This window comes from Quyinboa sediminis (assembly GCF_042219855.1).
Taxonomy (GTDB): Bacteria; Bacteroidota; Bacteroidia; order Bacteroidales; family UBA5342; genus JBHJHP01.
Genome location: NZ_JBHJHP010000012.1, coordinates 1 through 10,000, shown reverse-complemented (window position 1 = coordinate 10,000; position 10,000 = coordinate 1). Strand labels below are relative to the sequence as shown.

13 protein-coding genes are annotated in these 10,000 nt (G+C 68.1%); 1 reads left to right on the top strand and 12 read right to left on the bottom strand.

The annotated features are described in order from the left end of the window. From ACE1EF_RS19570 to ACE1EF_RS19560, 3 genes are all read right to left on the bottom strand, one after another. A partial coding sequence (locus ACE1EF_RS19570; RefSeq protein WP_375722400.1) for a hypothetical protein occupies positions 1-616 on the bottom strand: 616 nt, incomplete at its 3' end. Positions 617-894: 278 nt separating this feature from the next. After that, positions 895-1,239 carry a hypothetical protein gene (locus ACE1EF_RS19565; RefSeq protein ID WP_375722399.1) on the bottom strand — a complete coding sequence of 115 codons (345 nt, stop codon included), beginning with the start codon at positions 1,237-1,239 and terminating at the stop codon, positions 895-897. A 164-nt stretch (positions 1,240-1,403) separates the two neighbouring features. Beyond that, positions 1,404-1,658 (bottom strand): helix-turn-helix domain-containing protein, encoded by a 255-nt coding sequence (locus ACE1EF_RS19560; RefSeq protein ID WP_375722398.1) that lies wholly within the window; start codon positions 1,656-1,658, stop codon positions 1,404-1,406. Between the two features lie 135 nt (positions 1,659-1,793). Here ACE1EF_RS19560 and ACE1EF_RS19555 point away from each other — a divergent pair, with 135 nt between their 5' ends. Next, positions 1,794-2,129 (top strand): hypothetical protein, encoded by a 336-nt coding sequence (locus ACE1EF_RS19555; RefSeq protein ID WP_375722397.1) that lies wholly within the window; start codon positions 1,794-1,796, stop codon positions 2,127-2,129. A gap of 6 nt (positions 2,130-2,135) precedes the next feature. Here the strand turns inward: ACE1EF_RS19555 and ACE1EF_RS19550 are convergent, their stop codons facing one another. From ACE1EF_RS19550 to ACE1EF_RS19515, 9 genes are all read right to left on the bottom strand, one after another. Beyond that, complete coding sequence (locus ACE1EF_RS19550) at positions 2,136-3,647, bottom strand: hypothetical protein (RefSeq protein ID WP_375722396.1); 1,512 nt, start codon at positions 3,645-3,647, stop codon at positions 2,136-2,138. Between the two features lie 3 nt (positions 3,648-3,650). Further along, positions 3,651-3,944, bottom strand: coding sequence for a hypothetical protein (locus ACE1EF_RS19545; RefSeq protein ID WP_375722395.1), 294 nt, complete (start codon positions 3,942-3,944; stop codon positions 3,651-3,653). Positions 3,945-4,163: 219 nt separating this feature from the next. Next, complete coding sequence (locus tag ACE1EF_RS19540; RefSeq protein WP_375722394.1) at positions 4,164-6,206, bottom strand: phage major capsid protein; 2,043 nt, start codon at positions 6,204-6,206, stop codon at positions 4,164-4,166. Continuing rightward, positions 6,203-6,664, bottom strand: coding sequence for a hypothetical protein (locus tag ACE1EF_RS19535; protein WP_375722393.1), 462 nt, complete (start codon positions 6,662-6,664; stop codon positions 6,203-6,205). Before ACE1EF_RS19535 ends, ACE1EF_RS19540 begins: the two co-directional genes overlap by 4 nt. Before the next feature lie 55 nt (positions 6,665-6,719). Next, positions 6,720-6,905 (bottom strand): NrdR family transcriptional regulator, encoded by a 186-nt coding sequence (locus ACE1EF_RS20110; RefSeq protein WP_473774517.1) that lies wholly within the window; start codon positions 6,903-6,905, stop codon positions 6,720-6,722. 363 nt (positions 6,906-7,268) lie between these two features. Beyond that, entirely contained in the window at positions 7,269-8,606 is a 1,338-nt protein-coding gene (locus ACE1EF_RS19530; RefSeq protein ID WP_375722392.1) for an AAA family ATPase, read from the bottom strand. Beyond that, positions 8,606-9,049 (bottom strand): hypothetical protein, encoded by a 444-nt coding sequence (locus tag ACE1EF_RS19525; protein ID WP_375722391.1) that lies wholly within the window; start codon positions 9,047-9,049, stop codon positions 8,606-8,608. Before ACE1EF_RS19525 ends, ACE1EF_RS19530 begins: the two co-directional genes overlap by 1 nt. A 63-nt stretch (positions 9,050-9,112) precedes the next feature. Next, entirely contained in the window at positions 9,113-9,376 is a 264-nt protein-coding gene (locus tag ACE1EF_RS19520) for a helix-turn-helix domain-containing protein (protein WP_375722390.1), read from the bottom strand. Then, positions 9,373-10,000: hypothetical protein (locus tag ACE1EF_RS19515; protein ID WP_375722389.1), on the bottom strand; the 628-nt coding region annotated here is incomplete at its 5' end. The genes ACE1EF_RS19515 and ACE1EF_RS19520, both read right to left, overlap by 4 nt.

Sequence of the window (10,000 nt, the reverse complement as noted above, 5' to 3'; positions counted from 1 at the left end):
GCATCGCCCTATATTGCGGGTGAGAGATTTCCAGCATGTGCCGGAACTCCTTCGGGCTCAGCATCCGGGGACCTTTCGCGGCCGTCTCAGCCCGTACGGAACGCATCCGCGGGGCTTTGAACCGCGGGCCGAACCGCACCGGCTTCTCGATCAGCCCTTCCTCATAAGCGAACCGGAAAATCGCTTTCGTGTAGTTGATGCGGGTGCGAACCGTTCTCAGCGCCCAATCGCGGTCGATCATCGCGGCCTTGAACTGGGCGAAGTCTTCCGGGGTGAGCGACAGCGGGTCCCGGCCCGGCCCGAAGTGCGACGCGAGCAGGTCGGCATTTCGCCTCCACTCCTCGAAAGAGTGCGGGGCGATCTCGGCGGCGTCCGCCCGACGGCGCTGATGCGTCAGCAGGACGTTGAGAACGTCCCGCAGTTGAACGGCCCCCTTCGCGGCGGCGGCGGGGGTCCGGCCGGCGTGCAGGTCGTCGGCGACGGCCTTGTACGCGGCGAGGGCTTCGTCGGCGGTCCCCGTGAAATAGTGAACCTGCCCGCGGATGCGCTTGCACCACCGGCCGTCGGTCCGGGGCGTCAGCGGGAACGTCTTATAGGGCTTCTTCGGCTTGCTCATCGGGGGCGGTCGGGCGGCGGGGTTGTCGGAAAAGTTGTCAGCCCCGACAACGGAACCCGGTTTCGCCCTATCGGTGAGGGCGGAGGGGTCTTCGAACCCCTTCGCTTTGAGCCATGCGGCGGCGGGCGGCGTATTGCCTTCCTACGCTGCAAAAACAGGGGAAAGGTTCGGTCTCGGGGCCTCTTGGAATGCTTTGAAAACGTCACTGACAACGGGTCGCCGTTGTCAGTGACAACACCCGCCCCGGCGTGTTCCCCCGGGGCGGGCGGAGGGGGTCTCTACTTCGCCTGCCGCAGACGGCGGAGGCGCTGAATCTCCGTCATCGCCGCAGCGACGATCGACGGGTCGTAGACGTTGCCGTCCTCCCGGCGATCGGCCGGGGCGAGGGCTTCCAGCAGCAGCACCGGAACGCCCAGCAGTCGGGCCACCTCGGCGGCGGTCCAGAACTCCGTCGTGCCGTTGAGCGAGGAGCCATCGTAGGTTTGCAGGGCGACGCGGCCCCACTCGGCGTCGGCGGCGTCCCACGCGGCCTCCCGGCGGCGTTCGGCGTGCCATTGGTCGGCCTTCGCCTCGAACGGATGGGCGGCGGACTTGCGGGGCAGAACGGTAGCGGTTAGGCTCATCGTGCCTTCTCGAACAGGGGTGGGCGAAACGGCCTGCGTTCCTCGGTTGCCAGACTGAGGGGGGACGCGGGCCGTTCCTCTTTTCCGGGTGCGGAATTGCAGACCGGCGGCGGGAGTTTGCCCGGGGGTCGGGCGAACGTCAACCGTTACAACCGAACCGCCTGCTATTCGGTCGGCAGCAGAGCATCTACGGAGACGCCGAACGTCGCGGCGATCCCCGGCAGTTTGTCAATCGTGGGAGTGTTGTCGCCCCGCTCCCAGTTTCGGACCGTCTTGTCCGTCACGTCCACAGACGCCCCCCTAAGGGCCGCGGCGGCTTCCTCGACGCTCCACCCGCGTTCCTCCCGCAACGCCCGCAGGCGGGCGCCCAGACGCCCGGCGTAGGTCGTGAGGTCCGGCTCTTTCGGGGGTCGGCCCATCCGTGGGGCTCGTTCGTCGGCGGCGGCGGGGGTCCGGCGGACCATAGCGACATCCTACCGAATGGCGCCGCGGTTCAACCGTTCAGCGTGGCGAGAACGGTTGCGTCCTCACTCGGCGAACGGCCATCGTGCGGCATGACTACTGATCGCACCGTGCCACACGACCCGATGGGCAAGATTCCGGTGGGCGGATACGGCACCGGGCCGCAGGTCGCCAAACCGCAGCACGCTACGTCACTGACATTCGCCTCCGGAATGCGAACGGTCGCGACCCTCGCCTACGTCGTAGCGGCCTTCATTCTGATCGCCGCGGTCGTGGCGGTGTTCTCCGGCCGGGCGGCGTTCGCGGACGCACTCACGATCGCCGGGTGGGCGTGGGACGCCGCCGTCTTCGGGTTGGCGGTCCACTTCGCCTGTCACATCGTCGGTGTGCTCGCCCAGATCGCCGCGGCCGTCAGCAATTCGGACTAGTCCAGATCAGCGGCGGGCTTCCATCATTTTGGCCCGCGGAACCATCTGCTTCGTCAGATCGCGGACGATCTCCACCTGTTGAGAACGGCTCCCGTTTTTCTGGATCTCCCTCAGCGTGTCGGCGATCTGAACCAGTAGGTCGCCTGTTCGCTTTTCCTCGGCGGTGGCCTCGACTTCGAAAGCGGAGACGTTGAACCCGCCGCCAACCATCTTCGGCGACCGCAGCAATCCGCCCTGCCGTCGAATGCGGCTTTCGACGGCGGCCACGGTTGGGGCACCGCCCGTTTCCAGTTCGGCCGCGGCTTCCGACAGGAACGAGTCGACGCGACTGTTGCCGGCGGCGAGGTTGACCTCCTCTAGGAATTGCCGCGACACCGCCGCGGTGGCTCCGCCGACGTTGGATAGCTTCAGGCGATCGACGCCGGCCTCTCTGGCGCGGTCCAGCCGGGCGACTTGCACGCTCTCCAGCCTGTTTACGTCGGCAATCTGATTGTGGTAGGTCTCGGCGCCCTGCTTGAAGTTGCCGATCGAAACACGGGCCGCCTCGAACTCCCGGGCCAGTTGTGACGCTGGGTCGAGCAACGCCCGGATTGCGGGCTCCGCCTTCGCCTCAAAACTGCTATCGGCCAGGAACGCCGCACGGGCCGCGGGGTCCGCCTGAAGCGCGGCGATCCCGGCCTCGAAGTTGTTGTGACCGATCTTCCGCAGCTGCTTGTCGAGTTGCAGGGCCGCCGTTCCGCTGCTGGCGCCGGTGAAGTCGCCAGTCGCGGACGTGAGGACCGATACCAGCGCCCCGGCTCCTTGGGCGGTCTCCCCGTCGGCGGTCAGATTGCCGACCGCGGGGGCGACGTTCTGAACGAGGCTTTGCAGGTCCACAACCCGGCTCTGCTGCCCGACGTTTTGCAGAAACCCGATGGACTGCTCGGGCGTCGTGCCAAACCGCCGCGTCACGTCCACGGACGCCCCGGCGAGGGACGCGAGCGAACCGGCGTCCTGTTCCGGAGCGAACCTAGCGGCGGCCCGAACCGCGGCGACGGCTTCCTCGGCCTCGGCCTTGTTCGTGGCCCCGCGGGCGGAGAACGCATCGCCCAGCGCCTTAGCGATCGTGGCCGACTTCACGCCCGTGTCGAGACTGATCTCACTGACGCGAGACTCAACCTCTTTCGCAGACAGCAAGCCCGCGGCATTTCGCACTGTTTGCGGCAGCACCTTGCCCAATTCAAGGTTTGCCCCCGCTGCCTCCTTCTGGATGCTCTTTAGGCGTTCGAACTCGGCAATCGCCTGCTGCGTTCCACGCCGGATCATGTCGGTCGCAAACAGGATGCCCCCGCCGCCGATCAGCACGTCCCCAACGCGGCGCCATCCCTTCTCCGCCGCTTTCGCCCCCCGCTCGCTCGCCTTTGCCGTCCTGTCGAGCTTTTGAGCTAATAGGTCTTGATTGCGACTGATCTTCTCAAACGTACTCGCGATCCCTTTATCGGTCGAATCGAACACAATCTCCGTTGACGAAACCGGCATCGTTCAGCCTTGGGCGAGGGGATGGGAACAGATCGCCGCGGCCGTCGCGGACAACCGCACGCGGGAGAGAGAGTCCGCCGCGGCGGCGAGAACCGCCTCACGCTGCCCCGGCGAAAGCGACGCGAACGCGACCGTCAGGGCGCTTGCCGTCTTCGCCGTGCTCAGCACATGCAACGCCGCGGCCAAGCGAACCGATCGGCGCCGCATTTCGACATCCGCCGCCTCGGCAAGCGCCTTCCGTTCGTGGAACTCGGCGATCAGGTCGCCCAGCGAGGGCTCGGCGGGGGCGGTCGTCATGCGTCCGGCTGTCGATCTAAAAGAAAAGGGCGACGGGGCTCCCCGGGGGAGGCGGGAACCCCGGGCTGACGTGAGCCCCGCCGCCCCGGCGGGAGGAAAAGCGGCGGGGCTCCCCGGAGCCCATGAAAAACTCCGGGCCGACTGAGCCCCGCCGCCCGGCGTGACACCCGTTCGGGAAAGGCGAACCGAACGGGCGAGGTTTGCCACGCCGGTTGACGGTCACGCCCCGGCGGCCTTCACCGCCGCGGCCTTGTCACGGATACCGATGCCCCAGTCGTGATAGGCTCGCATCGCCACGCCCAGCGTGTCGAAGTCGGTCGATCCGGTCTCGACGGTGGGCTCCTGCCGGCCGTTCAGGAACCCGACGACGATCGCGGCGAGGTCCGCCGGGTTGGCGAACAGGAACCACTGCCCGTCGCCCTGCCCGGTGATCGCGTTCCCCTCGGCGTCCCGGATTCGCGTGTTGTTGACGTACGGCGACGCGGCCGTCTTCAACCCGCGGAACGGGTTGCCGTTGAACGTCACGGTGGACGACGTGCCGCCGGCGTTGCCGTCCCCGACGCTCTCGGCGGTCGACAGGTCGGACACCAGCCGGCGGGCCTTCACGGCCTGATCGGTGCCGGTCAACAGCAGGTTCGGCATCGACAGGATCGGCCGGCCGTCGGCGGTGACGGCGTTGCGGAACAGCAGTTCCGCGGACTCGATCGCCTCCGCCGACAGGGCGGAACTCGCCCCCGACAGCAGGTTCCCGTTGTTGACGTGGAACATCGCGTCCTGATTCGCCAACAGGGCTTTGAGCACTTCCTCCTCGACCTTCACGGCGCCCAGCCGGCCCAGCTTCGCCGGGAGGCTGTCTAGGACGCTCATGTCGTCGTTGATCCAGTCCTGACGGGTGACGGCGATGATCGCCCCGTGCGTGTCCGCCTTCACGTCGAACTTCGCATCGACGAGGTTCACGTGCTTCAGTTCCCCGTCCGCGGCGATCTTGCGATAACCGCCGACGGTTTCCAGCCGGTAAAAGTTATGCGGTTTGAAGTCGCTCAGGCTGGCGGTGGCGGCGATCTCCCGCCAGACGGTCGGGACGTTGCGGTACTCGGCGAGCATCGCCTTATTGGCGACGGCGGACAGCACCTCGGGAATACTGATCGTCGTGAACCCGGTCGCCTGTAGCGAACCGGCGGAGCGGAACGCCGCCCGGATCGTGTCGTTGGTGACGCGGCCGTGCCGGCGGGGCTCGTTGGCGGCCTCAAGGGCGGCGTGCAGCAGGCCGTGCAGACCGATATCCCGAACGTCGGGGGCCGTCGCGGCGTCGACCGCCTGTTCGCCGATCGCCGGGTCCGCGGCGAGTTGCTCGCCCGGGACGCCCAGCGAACGGGCGAGACTGGCGGTCACGACGGCCTGCCGGGACGGACCCTCCCCGACCCCGCGGCGGGGGCCGGGGGCGCTGGGGCGGCTGTGGCGGATCGCGTGAAGCTCGGTTTTGTCCGCGGACCAACCGGCCTCGATGGCGAAGTCGGCGAGCGAACCGGTGGAACCGTCGGGCATCTGTACGGCGAGGGTCGGATACTTGGCGGCGACGGCGAGGATTCCCCGCTGCCGGCGAATCTCGGCGGCCTCTAGGGCCGATCCGGCGCCGTCGCGGGTGTCCACGAACCGCACCGGGGCGCCGTTCGCGTGCAGCATGTCGCCCCCGTCGTCGGGGGCGTCGTCGTTGTCGATGGTCACGGGTCGATTGCTCGGGTTGGGGGTGTGGGCGACGACGGCGGACGTGTCGTCGTCGGCGCCCAGCGACACGAACGACACTTCTTGAAGACGGGTCCGGCGGGCGATCAGGGCGGGACCCTCGATCGTCCGGCCGTTGACTTGTGCGGTGCGGCCCCGGGGGACTCGCTCCATCGGCTCGGTGATTCGCCACCCGCCGGAAACCTGCCAGGTGAACCCCTTGCGGGCGCTGGCGACGACTTCGCGGGAATCGGCGTTCTCGCCGCTCACCACCCCGGCCACTTCCAGCCCGCGGGGGGTGACTTTCACCTCGGTGGTGTGTCCGACGACGCGGTTCGCGTCGTGATCCCGCAGGACCGGCCGGGCCTTCGCGGTGACGGTCTGCGTGGCGAGGTCGATAACGACGGGATGCTCCCGCCCCAAGTCCATCGGGACGCCGGTATAGGCCAGCAGCGCGAACCGCGGGGACGGGGCCTCGGCGGTCTTCGCGGCGAGCGTCACCTCGACGGCCCGGCCGTGGATCGTCGCGGGCTCGCTCATTCGTCGCCCCGGGGAGCGTCGGCCGCGGCGGACAGCAGCGACGATTTGGACTTGTCCAGTTCGGCGACGCGGCGGGCGTGGCGCTCCCCGACGTTGGCGAGGAACTCGGCTTCGCCGATCAGCCCCCAGTGCAGCCGCCGCAGGTCCCGCCGGTCGGCGAGGTCGTCGTCGACCGCCCGCTCGGCGACCGCCCGCAGGTGACGGCCGAACTCGATTAGGTTCAGCACGTCGGCCGCGGTCCAGCCGGAACCGTCGTCCGTCAGGTCCGGGGCCGGCAGAGCGAACGGGCCGACCCCGTTCAGGAACTCCGGCAGGGCCTTCGGCGGCACCGGGACGCAACACGCCTCGGCGATCCTGAGGGCGTCGTCGGTGCCGATCGGGAACGACAACGGCGGAGCGCCGGGACCGCGGGCGATCAGGCCCAGCAGTGCGGCGGATTGGTCGGGTGCGGCGTTCATGCCCCCATCGTCGCGGCGACGACCGGCCGCGCTACGGGTCACGTCGCCCGGTCGATCAATTCCGGGGAGGAATCACCAGATATGGTTTTTTCGTCGTCTCGTAGGTGCGGAAGCCCCGCCCGCAGTCCGGGCAGACCCGCTTGCGGACCATGTTGCCGGCTTCGTCGCAGCCGATGGTTTGCTGGACGGCGGTGTTCCGCTCGCCGCAGAACTTGCAGGGGAGTTTGAGACGATCGGGCATCGGGCGATCAGGGGGACGGCAGGCCGGACGGACTAACTCAAAAAAAGTCGCGGTGAGGGTGTCGCGTGGGTCGGCGGGGGCGTCGGGAAGGACCCGCGGGCCAGAAGTTCGGCATGCCCGACTTTCGCGGGGCTCGGGAGTCGCGGGAGGCGCGGGAGGGCGTTCCGCATGAGCACCGCGAAAGGATTGATCCCGGGCCGTTGTGCGGAAGTGCCTCCCGTGCCTCCCGTCGCTCTTCGCCAGCACTGGCACGCCCCCACCGCACGACCATCGCGACACTACACCCCCCCTAAAGGGGGGTTGTGTGTGTGCGCGGTGGCCACCATGCGTATCCCGTTGTCGCATTGAGGGTGTCGCATTGTCTCATAGGTCCAGTTCGCCGGGCTCGGGGCACAGTTGCCAACCCTCGTACGGCGCCTTCCTGTTGCCCCTGAACACCGGGACCGGGCGAATCAGTTCGGCGTCTTTCATCGCCTGAATTGCCGGGCGACCCGCGGCCGGGCTCATGCCGCAGCCGGAGAGGATGCGGCGCTCCGTGTCCCCGTCGGGGTGGTCGGCGAGGTAGCGCTCGATATCCCGCATGCGGCCTTTGATGGTCGCCTCTTTCTCGGCCTTCCGCTTCTCCCGCTTCTCCGCCGTGCGGCTCTCGTTGGCCTCCTCCCGGGCCTCGGTCGCCTTCAGCACCTCGGGGACGTACACCCGGCCGCCGGGGTCGCCGCGGTGCCCCTCGGTGATGTCCAGTCCCCACAGCCCGCTGTTGCCCGCGGACCCGCCGTAGGACAGCCACAGTTCATGCTTGCCGTTGACCGGGTCGAACTCCGACCGGCGGGCCAGCAGCAGCCATTGCCGGGCGAACTCCGCCGTCCCGCTATAGGCGATCTCGTGAAGCTCCAGCGGGGCGAAGTGATTGGGGCGGTTCTTCTTCGCGTGATGGCAAAGGATGATCGTCGCCCCGGTCCGCTGGCACACCTCCCCGATGGGCCGCAGCATCTTGCCCATGCTGAACACGCTGGATTCGTCGCCGCCGGTGGACAGCAGCAGATACAGCGGGTCCAGAATCAGGCAGTCGAGCGCGTTCTCGGTGATCGCGTCGGCGAGCATGTCCGGCGCCCCGGGGTCGTCTAGCGTCGGGATGTCGAACGCCCAGTGAATGCCGTTGCTGGCGAAGTCTCCGCCCTTCTGCTCGTACACCCGGCGGGCGATTTCGTGGATCGTCGCCCGGCCGCTCTCGCAGGACACGACCCCCACGCCGCGGCGCTCGGGGACGGGCCACTTGCCCAGGAACGGCGAGGGCATGTCGAGCGACGCGGCGAGGTCGATCGACGTGGTCGTCTTGCATGACTTCATCGGCCCGGCCATGACGCAGGGCTCGCCTTGCGTCAGGACGTTCGGGATCAGGTCGGGCACGGTCCAGTCGCCCGCGGCGAAGACCGCCCCGGACATGAACTCCAATCGCAGCCGGTCGGGCTCCGCCTCGGCTCCAATTTTCCGCATCTTCGCCGCCTCGGCGGCCGCTTCCGCCTCGGGGTCCCACGCTTTGCCGACTGGGCCGCGGGGCTCCTTGCGGTCGATCGCTTTGCCGGTCATCCCGGCTTCAATGTCCCGCTTGGCGAGGAAGTCCTCGATATCGGGATCGGGGAACCGCCGGCCGTCTTCCACCTCGGCGAGGTACTGTTCAACCTCGGATTTAGAGTAACCCATCAGGACTGCGCCCCGATGCGACCCTCGGCGCCGGCGTCCATCGCCCGTTCTACTTCGTCCGCCCATGCTTGATCGCCAGCGGCGCCGCGGGCCTCGGCGGCGGCGTGCCGGGCGAGGACGCGATGATTCCGCAAGGCGACCCGCCGGAACCGGTCGAAGTCGATCAGCGTCTCCGGGCGGAACGCACCGTCGAAGGTGCGAGCGTAGCCGCCGTTGCGTCCAATGATGACGAACCGCACGTCGAACAGGTCGTCGGTGCGACCCATCGTGACGGTTGCCAGTCGAACCGCACCGGCGACGACCGGGACGCCGGTGCCGGTCGTGATCCGGCCGCGGCGATCTTCGTCCGTCCAGCCCCGATCAAGCCCGCGGGGCTCTGATTTGGACTTGTCCGAATCGGCTAGGCGCTCCCCGCGTCCGGGCGGTTTTGATATAGTGTCCATGCTCTCGGGAGATAAAGGGAACGAGGGCTCGCGGTCGGCCCCGGGCGTCGGGGCCGGCCGTTTTCAATAGAACTCGATCACGTCGGCGGGCTTGCGACGGCGGGGTTGTTTCGGGGGCGGCGGCGAGGTCGTCCGGCTCTCTTTGAACCGGTCCAGTTCCCGCCGTTCGATTCGCCATGACGCCCGCCCGCCGACCTTGCGGGAGACGTTGACGGCCCGTAGCTGCCCGGTGGAACACCAGACGCAGACGGTGGCGGCGCTCACATCCAGTTCGGCGGCCACTTGACCGGCGGTCAGGGCGGGCGGCGGATCGGGGGTCGGGTTCATTTTTCGGAGTCCTCGGCGGGAAGATCGAACGCCCAGCGGCGGACGTGCTCGCAGACGCGGCGGATGCGGTCGTCGCCGATTTGCTGACGGTAGACGGCGGCCATGCCGCCCCCGACGTGCCCCATGACAAGGTCGCACGCGGGTTGATCCAGCGTTTCGTCGGCGATCGTGCGGAAGGTCCGCCGGAGCGTGTAAAAGCCGACGCCGTTTCTTTTGACGCCCCCGCGGTGAGACATGTTCTTCCACGTGTTGCAGACGTTATCGACGGCCCGGAGCGTGTTGTCGGGGCGGATTTCCACGTGCACCCACGGCAGCCCCTTCCGCGGCGTCACAAACATCAGTTCTTTATCGCCGGGGTCCGCCGGCTGGCGGGTGTGTTTCGGAGACACGCGGAGGGCCTCGACGGTCTCCGGCCACAGCCACGCCTTGCGGTATGTGCCGGTCTTCGGCCTCGGGAACTCGACCCAGCCGGATTCCAGATCGAAAGCGGTTCGCGGGATGCGGGCCACGTCCGTATTCCCGAACGCACAATTGAGCCCCAATAATAGCATCGCCCTATATTGCGGGTGAGAGATTTCCAGCATGTGCCGGAACTCCTTCGGGCTCAGCATCCGGGGACCTTTC

Coding starts and splice junctions, on each gene's coding strand:
- ACE1EF_RS19565 (WP_375722399.1), bottom strand. CDS start 1,239: ATGAGCCTAACCGCTACCGTTCTGCCCCGCAAGTCCGCCGCCCATCCG.
- ACE1EF_RS19560 (WP_375722398.1), bottom strand. CDS start 1,658: ATGGGCCGACCCCCGAAAGAGCCGGACCTCACGACCTACGCCGGGCGT.
- ACE1EF_RS19555 (WP_375722397.1), top strand. CDS start 1,794: ATGACTACTGATCGCACCGTGCCACACGACCCGATGGGCAAGATTCCG.
- ACE1EF_RS19550 (WP_375722396.1), bottom strand. CDS start 3,647: ATGCCGGTTTCGTCAACGGAGATTGTGTTCGATTCGACCGATAAAGGG.
- ACE1EF_RS19545 (WP_375722395.1), bottom strand. CDS start 3,944: ATGACGACCGCCCCCGCCGAGCCCTCGCTGGGCGACCTGATCGCCGAG.
- ACE1EF_RS19540 (WP_375722394.1), bottom strand. CDS start 6,206: ATGAGCGAGCCCGCGACGATCCACGGCCGGGCCGTCGAGGTGACGCTC.
- ACE1EF_RS19535 (WP_375722393.1), bottom strand. CDS start 6,664: ATGAACGCCGCACCCGACCAATCCGCCGCACTGCTGGGCCTGATCGCC.
- ACE1EF_RS20110 (WP_473774517.1), bottom strand. CDS start 6,905: ATGCCCGATCGTCTCAAACTCCCCTGCAAGTTCTGCGGCGAGCGGAAC.
- ACE1EF_RS19530 (WP_375722392.1), bottom strand. CDS start 8,606: ATGGGTTACTCTAAATCCGAGGTTGAACAGTACCTCGCCGAGGTGGAA.
- ACE1EF_RS19525 (WP_375722391.1), bottom strand. CDS start 9,049: ATGGACACTATATCAAAACCGCCCGGACGCGGGGAGCGCCTAGCCGAT.
- ACE1EF_RS19520 (WP_375722390.1), bottom strand. CDS start 9,376: ATGAACCCGACCCCCGATCCGCCGCCCGCCCTGACCGCCGGTCAAGTG.